The sequence below is a fragment of the Salinilacihabitans rarus genome (genome assembly GCF_024296665.1).
In the GTDB taxonomy this organism is placed as follows: Archaea; Halobacteriota; Halobacteria; order Halobacteriales; family Natrialbaceae; genus Salinilacihabitans; species Salinilacihabitans rarus.
In genome coordinates this window covers 3076303-3089860 of record NZ_CP100762.1, presented here as the reverse complement: position 1 = coordinate 3089860, position 13558 = coordinate 3076303, and the positions used below count along the sequence as shown (strand labels likewise).

17 protein-coding genes are annotated in these 13558 nt (G+C 69.9%); 8 read left to right on the top strand and 9 right to left on the bottom strand.

Going from position 1 to position 13558, the window contains the following annotated elements; translation table 11 throughout:
- Positions 1-53 precede the first annotated feature (53 nt).
- On the bottom strand, positions 54-1130 hold the full coding sequence (gene carA / locus NKG98_RS16265) for a glutamine-hydrolyzing carbamoyl-phosphate synthase small subunit (RefSeq protein ID WP_254767177.1): 1077 nt from the start codon (positions 1128-1130) through the stop codon (positions 54-56).
- A gap of 102 nt (positions 1131-1232) precedes the next feature.
- Between carA and NKG98_RS16260 the strand changes: the two genes are divergently transcribed.
- The gene (locus tag NKG98_RS16260; protein ID WP_254767176.1) at positions 1233-1646 is read left to right on the top strand and encodes an Lrp/AsnC family transcriptional regulator; all 414 of its coding nucleotides are present in this window, start codon (positions 1233-1235) and stop codon (positions 1644-1646) included.
- 6 nt (positions 1647-1652) lie between these two features.
- Here the strand turns inward: NKG98_RS16260 and NKG98_RS16255 are convergent, their stop codons facing one another.
- The gene (locus NKG98_RS16255; protein WP_254767175.1) at positions 1653-2393 is read right to left on the bottom strand and encodes a CehA/McbA family metallohydrolase; all 741 of its coding nucleotides are present in this window, start codon (positions 2391-2393) and stop codon (positions 1653-1655) included.
- A gap of 52 nt (positions 2394-2445) precedes the next feature.
- Between NKG98_RS16255 and NKG98_RS16250 the strand changes: the two genes are divergently transcribed.
- The 3 genes from NKG98_RS16250 to NKG98_RS16240 all read left to right on the top strand — a co-directional run bounded on the left by NKG98_RS16250 (position 2446) and on the right by NKG98_RS16240 (position 4467).
- A complete protein-coding gene (locus tag NKG98_RS16250; protein WP_254767174.1) occupies positions 2446-3411 on the top strand; it encodes a diacylglycerol/lipid kinase family protein in 966 nt (321 codons plus the stop codon).
- 47 nt (positions 3412-3458) lie between these two features.
- Positions 3459-4019: an NUDIX hydrolase gene (locus NKG98_RS16245; protein WP_254767173.1), complete on the top strand. Its 561-nt coding sequence runs from the start codon at positions 3459-3461 to the stop codon at positions 4017-4019.
- A 145-nt stretch (positions 4020-4164) separates the two neighbouring features.
- Positions 4165-4467, top strand: coding sequence for a DUF7853 family protein (locus NKG98_RS16240; RefSeq protein WP_254767172.1), 303 nt, complete (start codon positions 4165-4167; stop codon positions 4465-4467).
- On the opposite strand, the gene NKG98_RS16235 is transcribed toward NKG98_RS16240, so the two are convergent.
- From NKG98_RS16235 to NKG98_RS16225, 3 genes are read right to left on the bottom strand one after another with little or no spacing between them, the layout of a single operon-like run.
- Positions 4464-4775, bottom strand: a complete 312-nt coding sequence (locus tag NKG98_RS16235; protein ID WP_254767171.1) for a DUF7977 family protein — start codon at positions 4773-4775, stop codon at positions 4464-4466. The genes NKG98_RS16240 and NKG98_RS16235 overlap by 4 nt on opposite strands.
- 52 nt (positions 4776-4827) lie before the next feature.
- A complete protein-coding gene (locus tag NKG98_RS16230) occupies positions 4828-5871 on the bottom strand; it encodes a zinc-binding dehydrogenase (RefSeq protein WP_254767170.1) in 1044 nt (347 codons plus the stop codon).
- 51 nt (positions 5872-5922) lie between these two features.
- Positions 5923-6759 carry a class I SAM-dependent methyltransferase gene (locus tag NKG98_RS16225; protein WP_254767169.1) on the bottom strand — a complete coding sequence of 279 codons (837 nt, stop codon included), beginning with the start codon at positions 6757-6759 and terminating at the stop codon, positions 5923-5925.
- A gap of 101 nt (positions 6760-6860) precedes the next feature.
- On the opposite strand from NKG98_RS16225, the gene NKG98_RS16220 reads away from it, so the two are divergent.
- Both NKG98_RS16220 and NKG98_RS16215 read left to right on the top strand, forming a co-directional pair.
- Positions 6861-7451, top strand: coding sequence for a MogA/MoaB family molybdenum cofactor biosynthesis protein (locus NKG98_RS16220; protein ID WP_254767168.1), 591 nt, complete (start codon positions 6861-6863; stop codon positions 7449-7451).
- A gap of 80 nt (positions 7452-7531) precedes the next feature.
- Complete coding sequence (locus tag NKG98_RS16215; protein WP_254767166.1) at positions 7532-8245, top strand: 5-formyltetrahydrofolate cyclo-ligase; 714 nt, start codon at positions 7532-7534, stop codon at positions 8243-8245.
- A 390-nt stretch (positions 8246-8635) separates the two neighbouring features.
- On the opposite strand, the gene NKG98_RS16210 is transcribed toward NKG98_RS16215, so the two are convergent.
- The 4 genes from NKG98_RS16210 to NKG98_RS16195 all read right to left on the bottom strand — a co-directional run bounded on the left by NKG98_RS16210 (position 8636) and on the right by NKG98_RS16195 (position 12229).
- A complete protein-coding gene (locus tag NKG98_RS16210) occupies positions 8636-8956 on the bottom strand; it encodes a DUF7126 family protein (RefSeq protein ID WP_254767164.1) in 321 nt (106 codons plus the stop codon).
- The gene (guaA, locus tag NKG98_RS16205) at positions 8956-9873 is read right to left on the bottom strand and encodes a glutamine-hydrolyzing GMP synthase (protein WP_254767163.1); all 918 of its coding nucleotides are present in this window, start codon (positions 9871-9873) and stop codon (positions 8956-8958) included. Before guaA ends, NKG98_RS16210 begins: the two co-directional genes overlap by 1 nt.
- Entirely contained in the window at positions 9873-11537 is a 1665-nt protein-coding gene (gene pyrG, locus NKG98_RS16200) for a CTP synthase (protein ID WP_254767162.1), read from the bottom strand. The genes guaA and pyrG overlap by 1 nt, the downstream gene beginning before the upstream one ends.
- 95 nt (positions 11538-11632) lie before the next feature.
- On the bottom strand, positions 11633-12229 hold the full coding sequence (locus NKG98_RS16195) for an alpha/beta hydrolase (protein WP_254767161.1): 597 nt from the start codon (positions 12227-12229) through the stop codon (positions 11633-11635).
- A 116-nt stretch (positions 12230-12345) separates the two neighbouring features.
- Here NKG98_RS16195 and NKG98_RS16190 point away from each other — a divergent pair, with 116 nt between their 5' ends.
- Together NKG98_RS16190 and NKG98_RS16185 are read left to right on the top strand one after the other, a co-directional pair.
- Positions 12346-13152, top strand: coding sequence for a PspA/IM30 family protein (locus NKG98_RS16190; RefSeq protein WP_254767160.1), 807 nt, complete (start codon positions 12346-12348; stop codon positions 13150-13152).
- 66 nt (positions 13153-13218) lie between these two features.
- Complete coding sequence (locus NKG98_RS16185; RefSeq protein ID WP_254767159.1) at positions 13219-13530, top strand: hypothetical protein; 312 nt, start codon at positions 13219-13221, stop codon at positions 13528-13530.
- Positions 13531-13558: the final 28 nt, after the last annotated feature.

The window sequence follows — 13558 nt, the reverse complement described above, 5'->3', positions numbered from 1 at the left end:
GACGGTCACCGTCGTCTACGAAGTCGCCGGCTGAGTCGGCGCGGGTCGGCCGCTCAGTCGTCGGCGACGACGGCTCGCGGGGCGTCGGCGCTGGACATCGCGAGCACGTCGTCGAAGAAGTCGAGGGTGTCCTCCGGGCCGGGGTTGGCTTCGGGGTGGTACTGGCGGGTGATGACGTCGTACTCGATGCCGTCGAGGCCCTCGGGAGTGTCGTCGTTGACGTTGACCTGCGTCACTTCGAGGTGGTCGCCGGGGTCGGCGACGGTGTAGCCGTGGTTCTGGGTGGTCATGACGACCTGACCCGAGTCGAGGTCGAGGACGGGCTGGTTGACGCCGCGGTGGCCGAAGGTCATCTTCTCGGTGGTGCCGCCGAGTGCCTCGGCGACGATCTGCTGGCCCAGACAGATGCCGGCGACGGGCGTGTCCGCGACGAACTCCCGGACGAGGTCGATCGCCGCCTCGTAGTTGGCCGGGTCGCCGGGGCCGTTCGAGACGAACAGGAGGTCGGGGTCGACGGCCGCGACGTCGCCGGGGGCGGCGTCGTGCGGGAGGACGTGGACGGTCGCCTCGCGGGCGAGCAGGGAGTCGACGATCGAGCCCTTCGCGCCGCAGTCGACCAGCGCGACCTCGGGACCGTCGTTGCCGGCGCCGCGGACGACCGGGTCGTCGACGCTGACCTGCGCGCCGATCTCGGTGTGGTCGCTCATCGCCTCGCAGCGCTCCAGTTCGGCGACGGCGTCGTCGGGCGTCGCGTTCGCGCCGACGGCGACGCCGCACTTCATCGCGCCGCCCTCGCGGACGTCGGTGACGACCTCGCGGGTGTCGAGGTGGTCGACGGCCGGAACGCCCTCGCTCGCGAGCCAGTCGGCGACCTCGTCGGTCAGCTCGCGGGCCAGCACGGCTCGGGGGTGGACGCGATCGGACTCGAAGCGCTCCTCGCGGACGCCGTAGTTGCCGATCAGCGGGTACGAGAACGTCAGCACCTGCTCCTCGTAGGAGGGGTCGGTCAGGCTCTCCTCGTAGCCCGTGTACGCCGTCGTGAAAACCAGTTCCCCACGAGCCGTGCCCGGAGCGCGACCACGCCCCTCGATCACGTGGCCGCTCTCCAGCGCTACGTAGGCCGGGTTCATTACGAGATGCGTATCGCACCCACCGTCATAAGTGTTGCCTTCGAAGCTGAGTTACGAAATTCGTAATCGTCAAGTGCGCGTCGCCCGAACGGTCGACTCTCTATGGACGAACTGGACCGACAGATCCTCAGCGTCCTCCGACGAGACGCCCGCACGCCGTACACCGAGATCGCGGACGAAGTCGAGACCAGCGAGGGGACCGTCCGCAACCGCGTCGAGCGGATGATCGACGACGGGGTCATCGAGCGGTTCACCGTGACGACCCGCACCGGCAACGTGAAGGCGATGATCGAGATCAGCGTCGCCGTCGACGTCGACACCCACGAGGTCTCCCAGCGGATGGCCGAGTGGGAGGAGGTCGACTTCGTCTGGCAGGTCTCGGGCGAACAGGACATCGTGCTCGTCGTCGACGCCGCCGACACCCGGGGGGTAAACGGCCTCATCACGCAGGCGCGCGAGCAAGACGAGGTCGTGAGCACGAAGACCCGCCTGATCCTCGACGAGCAACTCGGCTGACCGGCCTCAGGCGCCGCCCTCGCCGGGCGGTTTGCCGACGCCGGGCGTCGGCGCGGGGACCTCGTCCAGCCAGCCCTTCCGGCCGTGGATCGTCCGGTAGAGTCGCTGGGCGCCCTCGTGGTACCAGCGCCGGTCGATCCGGGCCTCGACGGCGCCGTCGCGGATGGCGTCGACGACCGCCTCGGGGGTTAGCTCGTCGGCGTCGACCAGCGTGTACGCCCGGCCGACCTCGATCGGGTAGTGGGCGTCGCTGCCGCCGACAAGCGGCAGATCACGCGCCGCGGCGAGTCGTTCGACGACCTCGCGGGTCCGCGGGTGCTTGCCGTTGACCTCGATGGCGTCGAAGGGGACGTCCTCGACCTCGCGGACGGTGCTGTTGCGATACGGGTGGGCGACGATGGCCGCGCAGTCGCGGTCGTGGGCGAGCGCCACCGCCTCGGCGGGGGTCAGCGCCTCCGGTCGCGTCTCGCGGGGCGGGTCCGGCCCGACGACGAGCACGTGTCCGCGCGTGGTGGTGATCTCGATGCCCGGGATGGGCGTCACGCGGTCGACGCCCGGCAGCGCCGCGAGCGCCCGCGGTTCGGGAAACGGCGTGTAGTAGTCGTGGTTGGTGGTGGCGACGGCGTCGAGACCGCGGCTCCCGGCGGCGGCCGCCAGCAGCCGGAAGCCGACGGGGTCGTACAGGTCCCCCAGGGCGCGGCGGCCGTGGAAGAAGCGCGTGTGGGCGTGGAGATCGACGGCGAACACGCGTTGCACCACCACGCCCGGGCCTTTTGCTCTTGCCCACGGTACGAGGGGTATGGCTCCAACCGACGGCACCGAGCGGGCGCCGACGACCGGCGCCCCGGCGGGCGACGAGGGCCGGACCATCGTGGTGAACCCCAAGAGCGGGGGCGAGGACCACGTAGCCCGGGTCACGATGCTCGGCCGCGAGCGCGGCTTCGACGTGCGACGGAGCGAGCGCGAGGGCCACGCGGCGGAGTTGGCCCGCGAGGCGGCCGCCGCGGGTGCGGACCTCGTCGCGGCCGCCGGCGGCGACGGCACGGTCAACGAGGTGGTCAACGGCCTGCTCGCGGCCGACGCCCTCGACCGGACGGCCCTCGGGGTGATCCCGGCGGGGACGGGGAACAACTTCGCGACGAACGTCGGCATCGAGGGCGTCGACCACGCGTTCGAGGTGATCGAGGGCGGCGAGCGCCGCGACGTCGACCTCGGGGTCACCAACGAGCGGGCGTTCGTCAACTCCTGTGTCGGCGGGGTCACCGCCGAAGCCAGCGGCGCCACCTCGCCGGAGAGCAAGAGCCAGTTCGGCGTCCTCGCGTACGTCAAGGCGACCCTCGAACGCGTCTCGGAGTTCGACTCGATCCCGCTGCGCGTCGAGACCCGCGGCGACGGCGCCGACCCGTGGGAGGGGGAGGCGGTCTTCGTCCTCGTGGGCAACTGCCGCCGGTTTACGACCGCGCGGGCGGCGCAGGCGAACGTCGAGGATGGACTGTTCGAGGTGACGATCGTCGAGCGGGCGAACGCGATCGACCTCGTCGGCGAGGCGGCGCTGGAGGCGACCGTCGGCCGGCAGGCGGAGAACATCGTCCGCCGGCGCGCGCCGTCGGTGACCGTCGAGCACCGCGGGGACGGGGCGGTCGAGTACAGCCTCGACGGCGAGATGCTCGCGGCCCCGCGGCTGTCGATGGCGACCCGGCCGGGGGCGCTGACCGTCGCCGTCGGCGAGGGGTACGACCCCGACCCGGACGCGGCCGACGGCTGACGTGGGTAGGCGACACTGGTTTCACGGACCTCTCCGTTGGTGGGAACATGTCCGCACCCCGGGACGACTCCGCACACGAGAACGCCGAACAGGAGGTGATCGCGGTCGACGCCGACGACGAGGAACTCGAAGCCGTCAACCGCCTCGAAGCCCACACCGGCGACGGCATCCGCCACCGGGCGTTCACCGCGCTGGTCTTCGACCACGACGGTAACGTCCTGCTCGCCCAGCGGTCGCCGCGCAAGCGCCTCTGGGGGACCTACTGGGACGGCACCGTCGCCTCCCACCCCGCCGTCGGCCAGAGCCAGGAGGAGGCGACCCGACAGCGCCTCGAGGAGGAACTCGGGATCGCGCCCGACCAGTACGACGACCTCCGCCTGACCGACCGCTTCGAGTACAAACGCTACTTCGAGAACGCGGGCGTCGAACACGAGGTCTGTGCCGTGTTGAAGCTGACGCTGAACGACGCGACGCTCGACCCGAACGAGGAGGAGGTGGCGGGACTGATGTGGGTCCCCTACGAGCGCCTCCACCGCAACCCCGAGTGGTACCGACAGCTACGGCTCTGTCCGTGGTTCGAGATCGCGGTGCGTCGGGACGTGCGCTGACGGGCGCGGTCGCGGGCCGACCGGTCGCCCGCGCGGACGGTCACGTCACTCGAATAACGTGTGCTAACAAGCGACAATGTTTATTAGGGGCCTCTCCGTAGTGTCCCCCGAGGGCCGACGAAAAACCCCGGCCCAGTGTGACGAAATGAGTTCCCCGCCACCGGAAACCGAGACGTGCGACGTCGAACTCTCGCGCGAGGAGCGGTGGGTCACCCACCACGTCCTGACGACGCGAGCGGACGAGGAGATCGAGAACGGCGAGACGCCCCCCGAGTGGGTCGTCGACCTCTTCGAGACGATCGAGGCCGGCGAGGAGACGTTCACGATCCGACGCGCCCGCGACCTCCACGAAGCCGTAACTACCTACGCCGACCGCGAGGGGATTCCGGAGCGCGACGCCGCCCACGCGACGGCGGTCGCCGACCGACTGGAGGCGGTTCTCGACTAGGGGCGAGTCGTCGCCCACACGGCGGTCACCGCGAGCAGCACCGCCGGGAGCAACGGCAGGATCAACAGCGCGACGAAGTAGTGGAGGTTCGGCGGCCACAGCAGGATCGCGAGCGGGCTGACGACGAACGTGAAGACGATGACGCCGACCAGCGTCCAGCCGCGCCAGTCGAACTCGCGGTCGACCGCGTCGGGGTGGGTCCCCTCGACGCTCCCCTCGTCGGCGTCCGCTTCCTCCGGCGAACGCCGGCCGTCCGCGTCGAAACTCGACGGGTCGTGAACGTAACCGCCGTCGTCGCTCGAAGTCACTTTCGAGAGTTGGGACTCGGCCGTCAAAGCGCTCACGGTTCGCCCGGAGCGATCAGTCGAGTTCGCCGTCGGGCCGGACGACCACCTTGCCGAAGCCCTCCCGGTTCTCGATCAGGTCGTGGGCGCGGGCCGTCTCGCTCATCGGCAGCACCTCGCGGATCGCGGGCTCGAAGGTGCCGTCCCAGACCAGTTCCATCACGTCGTCGATCTGGCCGGGCGTCGCCATCGTCGAACCGAGGATCGACAGCTGATTCCAGAAGATCCGCGGGATGTCCGTCTCGGGGCTGCCGCCCGCGGTGCCCCCGCAGGTGACCAGCCGACCGCCCTTCGCGAGGCTCTTGATCGAGTCGCGCCACGTGCCGGCGCCGACGTAGTCGACGACGACGTCGACGCCGCGCTTGCCGGTCTCCGCGCGCACCCAGTCGGCGAAGTTCTCCGCCTCGTAGTTGACGACGTGGTCGGCGCCGTGGTCCTCGGCGTAGCGGAGTTTCTCCTCGCTGCTGCCGGTGGCGAACACCTCCGCGCCGGCGTAGTCGGCGATCTGCAGCGCCGCGTGCCCGACGCCGCCGCTGGCCCCGAGGACGAGCACGGACTCGCCCGCTTCGAGGTCCGCGCGGTCGATCAGCATCCGCCACGCCGTCTGGAAGACGAGCGTGCTCGACCCGGCGGTCACCCAGTCGACGCCCTCCGGAACGGGGATCAGGTTCTCCGCGGGGACCGCGGCGTACTCGGCGTGGACGCCCGGGACGTGCTCGCCGATGATGTGGTAGTTGACACACAGCGGGTAGTCGCCGTCGCGACAGAACTCGCACTCCCCGCAGTAGACGCCGGCGGCGACGGCCACGCGGTCGCCCGCCTCGAAGCGGTCGACGTCCGCGCCGACCTCGCGGACGACGCCCGCCGCGTCGCTGCCGGGCACGTGGGGCATCTCGAGGTCGACGCCCGGCAGCCCCCGGCGGACCCAGACGTCGAGGTGGTTGAGCGCGCCGGCTTTCACGTCCACGAGCACCTCGTCGGGGCCGACCTCGGGGTCGGGGTACTCGCCGTACTCGATGACGTCCGTGTCGCCGTGTCCGGTGATCTTGACGGCCTGCATACGCGGGGCCACGACGAGACGGCACAAAACGATGCTGGAAGACCGTGACGCTCAGGCCCGGGCAACCGCGAGGATGTGGTTCGACCAGTCGACGACCGCGGGGTCGGTCCGCAGCCTCCCGACGGCGCGTTCGACCTCGCGGACCGTCTCCGGGTCGAGGCCGTCCGTCGACAGCCGCTCGCCGACGTTGGCGGCGACCCCTTCGAGGCCGACGAGCGCCTCGACGGCGAAGCCGGCCCGTTCGAGCGCCGCCTCCAGTTCCGCGGCGCGGAAGAAGTGACAGGCCGTGAATCCGGGCTCGTCGGCGTGCTCGCGGGCGAACTCCGGGGTGTACGCGCCGGTCGCGGCGAGTTCGGCCATCCCGGCGGCGTACTCCGGGTTCCGCACGAGGTTCTGCAGGACCGCGAGCCGTCCCATCACCGAGACGAAGACGGGGGCCTCCGGCCGCGCCGCGCGCCGGAGTTCCGCGAGGGCGGCCTCGCGCTCGTCGGGGTCGACCACGTGCGAGAGCGGACCGCCCGTACAGCAGACCGCGTCGAACGCGTCCGTTTCGACGGGCAGCGCGCGGAGGTCGCCGCGCCCGACCGAGACCCGCGCCTCGAGGTCGCGCTCCGCCACCTTCTCGCGGGCGATATCGCACTGGCGCGCGCTCAGGTCGACCAGCGTCACGTCGTAGCCCCGCTCGGCGAGGTGGACCGCGTACCGCCCGGCGCCCCCGCCGGCGTCGAGAACGCGGCCCGCGTCGGGGAGGTACCGCCGGAGGTAGTCGGCGGTACCCGAGAACTCGAGGCGGCCGCCGAGGGTCGCTTCGAGGCGCTCCCACTCCTCGCGGCCGTACTCGTCGTAGTACCGTCGCGGGTCGAGCGCCGCGAACGGATCGTCGCTCATGGTCGTCCGTCCCGGCCGCGCAGGATCAATCCTCGGGCGCCGTGTCACCCCGTCACAATCGAAGGCCGACACCTTTTCGGCCCCGCCGACCAAGGGCCGGCATGGCCGATCGGTCGACGGAAGGGGGCGTAAACGGGGACGAGGACGGAGACGAGGACCGGGAGGACCGACCGCCCGAGACGGTCCGGGCGGCGGTCGTCACGATCACCGCCAACGGCTCACTCGACGAGGACCCCGCGGGCGACGACGTCGTCGCGGCGTTCGAGGACGGCGGCCACGCGGTGTCGACGCGCGAACTCATCGCGAAGGACCACGACAACGTCCAGTCGAAGGTGTCGCGGCTGGTCGACCGCCGCGACGTCGACGTCGTCGTCACGGTCGGCGGGACCGGCGTCGAACCCACGGACGTGACCCTCGAAGCCGTCCGGCCGCTGCTCGACAAGGACCTCCCCGCCTTCGTCGGCCTGTTCCACTGGCTCTCCTACGAGGAGATCGGCACCGGCGTCGTCACACGCCGCGCGCTCGGCGGCGTCGCCGACGGCGTCGCGGTCTTCTGTCTCCCGTACGACGCCGAGACCGCGCGGCTCGCCTGCGAGGAGATCGTCGTCCCGGAGGCACCGCGGCTGGCGACGCTGGCGAACGGGGACGGCGACGGCGACGGCGACGAGGACGGGGACGACGAGAGCGCCTGACCCCGCACCGGGTCGATCGCCGACCCGCGCTCGCGAGGACGAACGCCTAACCGTCCCCCGGCCGAAGCGGGCGGGTGACGATGGAGAAACAGGCGATTCGCGAGCGCGTCTGGGACGACCTCGAAGAGAGCGGCGTCGCCCGGTTCCCGTTCCCGCCCCACGGCCGGATTCCGAACGTCGCGGGCGCGGCGGCGGCCGCCGAGCGACTGGCCGACCGGCCCGAGTGGACGGCCGCGGGGGCGATCAAGGCAAACCCCGACGCGCCGCAGTTGCCCGTCCGACGGCGGGCGCTGCGGGACGGCAAGACGGTCTACATGGCGGTACCGCGGCTCGCGGACGAGCAGTGCTTCCTGAAACTCGACCCGGCCGAACTCGACGACTACGACGCCGCGACGACCGTCTCGGGGTCGGCCGACCACGGCGTTCGGGTCGGCCCCGACGAGGTCGAGGGAATCGACCTGATCGTCTCCGGGAGCGTCGCGGTCACCGAGGACGGCGCCCGGATCGGGAAAGGAGAGGGCTACAGCGACCTCGAGTTCGCCGTCCTGCGCGAACTGGGGCTCGTCGACGACGCGACGCCCGTCGCGACGACGGTCCACGAGCGACAGGTGATCGACGACCCCGTCGAGACCGGCGCCCACGACGTCCCGATGGACCTGGTCGTCACGTCCGAGCGGACGATCGAGGCCGGAGGCGAGCAGTCGAAACCCGACGGGATCGACTGGGACCTGCTGGGCGAGAAGCGACTCGCCGAGATTCCGGTCTTGCGGACGCTCCGCTCGGCCGACGGGTGACGGAGACGGCGCGTCGCCGTCGCTGCGAGGCGAGGTATTCACGAAAGCTGCAGGGTTCGACGCGGGCCGGTAGGGTGGGTGTGGGTGTGGGTTGGGTGGCCCGCGTCGACGACGGTTGCAGCGGTGGTGGGGAAGGGTGCTGTGGTGGGGTTGCTGGAAGTCACGGGATCGACGAGGCACGAAGTGCCTGCACCTGTGGTGCGCCCGTCGACCTCCACCCGCTTCTTCCGGGAGGTACCACTTGAAGGGTGGCGACCGTAAGCCGTTCTTAGCCCGAGTTCCGCCGAGTTTTGCTCGAATTTAATCCCTCGAAATCGGGTTCGAGAAAGTTTACTATCCGTTTTTCCGATAATTCCGGCGATCGGACGGTGAACGGCGCGGGTGTGGCGGTCAGTCGGTCAGTTCCTCGGCGACGACCGACGCGTCGACCAGCCGCGGGTCGACCGAGAGGTCGAGTTGGCCGCGGACGAACTCCGGGATTGTGTCCCGGTCGTAGACGACCGTCCGCAGGTCGTCGTTGAGGTCGATCGCGATGGGGATCGAGGTCGCCTGCGAGACGTCCGTCAGCACGTACAGGTCGGCCTCGAGCACGCCCGCCTCCTCGAGGACGGGCCGGGAGGCGACGCCTTCGATTCGGGTGACGTCGACGCCCTCGTCGGCGAGCGCGTCGGCGATGCCGTCCTCGTCCGGTCCGGCGACGATCGCTCTCATCACTCGTACTCGATGGTCGCGGGGGGTTTGTGCGTCACGTCGTAGACGACGCGAGCGACGTTCTCGTTCTGGCCCGTGATGCGGGACTGGATGCGCTGGAGCGTCTCCCAGTCGATCTCCTGTGCGCGGGCGGTCATGCCGTCCCGGGAGTCGACCGAGCGGACGGCGACGACCCAGCCGTGGACGCGGTTGTCGCCCTTGACGCCCGTGGCCTTGCCGATCACCGCGGCGAGTGCCTGCCACGGGTCGTACTCCTCGAGTTCCTCCTCGACGACGTGGCAGGCCTCGCGGGCCACTTCGAGTTTCTCCTCGGTGACCTCGCCGATCACGCGCACGGCGAGGCCGGGGCCGGGGAACGGCATCCGCTCGGCGACGAGTTCGTCGAGGCCGAGGTGGCGGGCGACCTCCCGCACTTCGTCCTTGTAGAGGTCCCGGACGGGTTCGACGATGCCGTCGAAGTCGACGACCTCGGGGAGGCCGCCGACGTTGTGGTGGGACTTGATGCCCCCCTCGCTCTCGATCCGGTCGGGGTAGATCGTCCCCTGGACGAGGTAGTCGGCGTCCGCGTCCGTGGCCTCCCGCTCGAACTCGCGGATGAACTGCTCGCCGATCACCGCCCGCTTCTCCTCGGGGTCGGTGACGCCTTCGAGGGCGTCGAGGAACCGGTCTTCGGCGTCGACGATCCGCAGGCTCTCCATGTAGGAGAAGGTCTCGCGGATCTGCTCGGTCTCGCCTTTCCGCATCAACCCGGTGTCGACGTAGACCGGCGTCAGGCGGTCGCCGATGGCCTCGTAGGCCAGCGCGGCGGCGACCGAGGAGTCGACACCCCCCGAGAGGGCGATGACGGCGTCGGCGTCGCCGACCTCGGCTTCGATCTCGGCGATCGCCTCGGGGACGAACGTCTCGACGTCGACCATCAGTGGGTCACCTCCGTCTCGGCGCGGTCGCCCGCGTCGGCGTCCGTGCGGTCGATGATCGCCTCCAGCAGCCCCACGAACGGCGGACTCGGCCGGCCGGGCCGGGACTTGTACTCGGGGTGGAACTGCGTCCCGAGGAAGTACGGGTGGCCCTCGAGTTCGAGAACCTCCATCCGGTTGCCCGCGGTGCCGGAGAAGACGAGCGGTTCGTCCGCGAACGCGTCGAAGTACTCGGGGTTGACCTCGTAGCGGTGGCGGTGGCGCTCGGTACAGGAGGTGTCGCCGTAGAGTTCGTGGGCGAGCGTGTCGGGTTCGATCTCGGTCTCGTGGGCGCCAAGGCGCATCGTCCCACCCATGTCCTCGACCTCGTACTGCTCGGGGAGGATGTCGATGACCGGGTGGGGCGTCTCGGGGTCCATCTCCGCGGAGTGAGCGCCCTCCAGACCGAGTACGTTCCGGGCGTACTCGACGACGGCCATCTGGAAGCCCAGACAGAGCCCGAGGAAGGGGATGCCGTTCTCGCGGGCGTAGCGGACGGCCTCGAGTTTGCCCTCGGTGCCGCGCATCCCGAAGCCGCCGGGGACGATCACGCCGTCCGATCCGCGCAGGCGCTCGGCGTGGTAGTCGGCCATCTCGTCCGCGTCGACCCAGTGGACGTTCACGTCGACGCCGAGTTCGAAGCCGGCGTGTTTGAGCGACTCGTGGATCGACATGTAGGCGTCCTCCAGATCGTACTTGCCCACGAGCGCGACCTCGACCTCGCCTTCTTTCTCGGTGGTGACGATGCGGCGCCAGTCGTTGGCGCGCTCGCCCTCCGGCAGGGCCTCCCCGTCGAGCCCGAAGTGTTCGAGCACGTACTGGTCGAGGCCCTCGTCCTCGACGACAAGCGGGACGTGGTAGACGTCCTCGACGTCGGGGTTCGAGAACACCGCCTCCGTGGGAATGTCACAGAACAGGGCGATCTTCTCCTTGGTCGTCCGTTCGAGCGGGTCGTCACAGCGGCCGACGATCACGTCGGGCTGGAGGCCGATCGAGCGCACCTCCTTGACCGAGTGCTGGGTCGGCTTGGTCTTCTGCTCGCCGTTCTTCGAGTACGGCACCAGCGTGACGTGGACGAACAGCACGTTCTCCTCGGGTTCCTCGTGGGCGAACTGGCGCAGCGCTTCGAGGTAGGGCATCCCCTCGATGTCGCCGACCGTGCCGCCGACCTCGACGATGCAGACGTCGGTCCCCGCGGCGGCCTCCCGGACGCGCCGTTTGATGTCGTCCGTGACGTGCGGGATGATCTGGACCGTCTTCCCGAGGTAGTCGCCCGCGCGCTCCTTCTCGATGACGTGCTGGTAGGTCTTCCCCGTGGTGATGTTGTGGTCCGAGGTCATGTCCTCGTCGAGGAACCGCTCGTAGTTCCCCAGGTCGAGGTCGACCTCGCCTCCGTCTTTCAGCACGTAGACCTCGCCGTGCTGGTAGGGGTTCATCGTCCCCGCGTCGACGTTCAGGTAGGGGTCGATCTTCACCGCCGTCACGTCGAAGCCGGCGTTCTTGAGGAGACGGCCGGTGCTCGCGGCCGTGATCCCCTTGCCGAGCCCCGACATCACCCCGCCGGTGACGAAAATGAACTTGTTCCCCAGCGAGGGGTCGTAATGGGTGTCCGGTTCCGTCGGCATACCGAGTGTCCGCGGGAGCGGTTGAAAACGATTTCGGGAGCGTGCGACCGCGACAGAGGGTGTCAGTCTGGGACGTGACAGCTCCCTCGTCCCGTTCAGCCGAGTCGCGGCGCGAGAAACTCCGCAACCGCCGTCGCGACCTTCTCGTACTGGCCGACGAAGAAGTGGTCGGCGGAGCACTCGACGACGTCGTCGCCGCGTTCGCGCGCGCGTTCGACCACGGGTTCCCAGTCGACGGTCGCGTCGCGGCTCCCGTAGAGCACCTGCACCGGAATCGAGAGCGAGTCGAGCGCGGGCACGACCTCCAGATCGGCGGCGAGGCGGGCGGTCGGCGCGAGCGCGGAGACGGCCGCCGGTTTCTCGTCCGCGCTCGCCAGCAACGCCAGCGAGGCGCCGAAGCTGAAGCCGAAGACGCCGACGCGGTCGTACCGGTCGTGCGCCCACCGGATCGCGTTCCGGACGTCCTCGCGCTCGCCGTAGCCCTCGTCCCACGGGCCGTAGTCGAACCGCAGACAGGCGATTCCCCGCTCTCCCAGCGCGTCGCCGACGGCCACGAGGCGGGGGTCGCCGCGGTGGCCGCCGTGCTGGGGGTGGGGCGGGCAGGCAACCACGATCGCGTCGGCGTCGACGCCGTCCGGTTCATCGAGCGTTCCCCTGACGTCTCGGGCGCCGGGGACGAGTACGTCCGTCACGGGCGGCGGTTCGCACCGCGACGGCTTGAACGTGCACGATTCCGTCGCCACCCCGACGCGGGCCGGACTGTTGTCCGAGTGAAGTTTTTAAGAGCCGCCGGCCACACGTATGGTATATGGGCATCCTCTCTCGGACCTCGTACGTCATCCGGTCGAAGATCAACTCGATTCTCAACAGGGCAGAGGACCCGACCGAGACGCTGGACTACTCCTACGAGCAGATGCGCGACCAGCTCCAGCAGGTCAAACGCGGCATCGCGGATCTCACGACCCAGAAGAAACGCCTCGAGATGCAGAAACGGCGCCTCGAGGAGAACGTCGACAAGCACAACGAGCAGGCGCGCACGGCGGTCCAGCAGGGCCGCGAGGACCTCGCGCGCCGGGCCCTCGAGAAGAAGAAGACGAAGATGAACCAGATCGAGGACCTAGAGCGCCAGATCGGCGAGCTACAGAGCCAGCAGAACCGGCTCATCGAGCAGAAAGACGAACTCCAGACGCGCATCGAGGAGTTCCGCACGAAAAAGGAGACGATGAAAGCGCGCTACGAGGCCGCCGAAGCGAGTTCGACCGTCTCGGAGGCCATGACGGCGACGGGCGAGGAGTTCGAGGACGTCGGCCGCGCCATCGAGCGCGCCGAGGAGAAGACCGAGGACATGGAGGCGCGCGCGGCCGCCCTCGACGAACTCCACGAGAGCGGCGCTTTCGAGGACGTCATCTCCGACAAGGACAGCATCGACCGCGAACTCGAGGCGATGTCGGCCGACAGCGGCGTCGAGGCCGAACTCGAGACGCTGAAAGCCGAGATGGGCGAGGAGACCGAACCCGAGGAGGGCGAGGCGGCCGACCTCGAGGACCTCGAGTCGGAGGTCGCCGACGAGGACGTCGACGCCGAACTCGCAGAGCTACAGGAAGACGAGAGCTGAACGACCCGTTCTCGATTCTCCGAACCGGGGGCAACGGTTACTACGACGCTCGTCGAACGTCGTCACGTGACGGACGACCGAGAACTCGATTCCCTCCCGGCCGTCGAGCGGTTCGTCCTCGAACGGCTCGCGGAACTGGCCCGGCGAGAGCGGACGCCGGCCCAGACCCACGAGGTGCGCCGCGCCTGCAAGGAGCGCGCCGAGGAGCGCGACGCCGTCGGGACCGTCTCGGAGGCCGACGTGCTGCGCTCGCTGTACCGCCTCGAATCGCGGGACCTCGTGACGGAGATTCCCCCCGAGTCGCGGTCGCCGGTCGGGAAGGGCCGGCCGTTCTACGAACCGGCCGTCGACCCCGACGCGGTACTCGAAGACGGGTGAGGCCCCGACCCCCTGCCGTAGCTATTTC

What these genes read in the sequence shown, in the direction of transcription:
- carA (WP_254767177.1), bottom strand. Translation starts at nt 1,130, where the DNA reads ATGAACCCGGCCTACGTAGCGCTGGAGAGCGGCCACGTGATCGAGGGG.
- NKG98_RS16260 (WP_254767176.1), top strand. Translation starts at nt 1,233, where the DNA reads ATGGACGAACTGGACCGACAGATCCTCAGCGTCCTCCGACGAGACGCC.
- NKG98_RS16250 (WP_254767174.1), top strand. Translation starts at nt 2,446, where the DNA reads ATGGCTCCAACCGACGGCACCGAGCGGGCGCCGACGACCGGCGCCCCG.
- NKG98_RS16245 (WP_254767173.1), top strand. Translation starts at nt 3,459, where the DNA reads ATGTCCGCACCCCGGGACGACTCCGCACACGAGAACGCCGAACAGGAG.
- NKG98_RS16240 (WP_254767172.1), top strand. Translation starts at nt 4,165, where the DNA reads ATGAGTTCCCCGCCACCGGAAACCGAGACGTGCGACGTCGAACTCTCG.
- NKG98_RS16230 (WP_254767170.1), bottom strand. Translation starts at nt 5,871, where the DNA reads ATGCAGGCCGTCAAGATCACCGGACACGGCGACACGGACGTCATCGAG.
- NKG98_RS16225 (WP_254767169.1), bottom strand. Translation starts at nt 6,759, where the DNA reads ATGAGCGACGATCCGTTCGCGGCGCTCGACCCGCGACGGTACTACGAC.
- NKG98_RS16220 (WP_254767168.1), top strand. Translation starts at nt 6,861, where the DNA reads ATGGCCGATCGGTCGACGGAAGGGGGCGTAAACGGGGACGAGGACGGA.
- NKG98_RS16215 (WP_254767166.1), top strand. Translation starts at nt 7,532, where the DNA reads ATGGAGAAACAGGCGATTCGCGAGCGCGTCTGGGACGACCTCGAAGAG.
- NKG98_RS16210 (WP_254767164.1), bottom strand. Translation starts at nt 8,956, where the DNA reads ATGAGAGCGATCGTCGCCGGACCGGACGAGGACGGCATCGCCGACGCG.
- guaA (WP_254767163.1), bottom strand. Translation starts at nt 9,873, where the DNA reads ATGGTCGACGTCGAGACGTTCGTCCCCGAGGCGATCGCCGAGATCGAA.
- pyrG (WP_254767162.1), bottom strand. Translation starts at nt 11,537, where the DNA reads ATGCCGACGGAACCGGACACCCATTACGACCCCTCGCTGGGGAACAAG.
- NKG98_RS16190 (WP_254767160.1), top strand. Translation starts at nt 12,346, where the DNA reads ATGGGCATCCTCTCTCGGACCTCGTACGTCATCCGGTCGAAGATCAAC.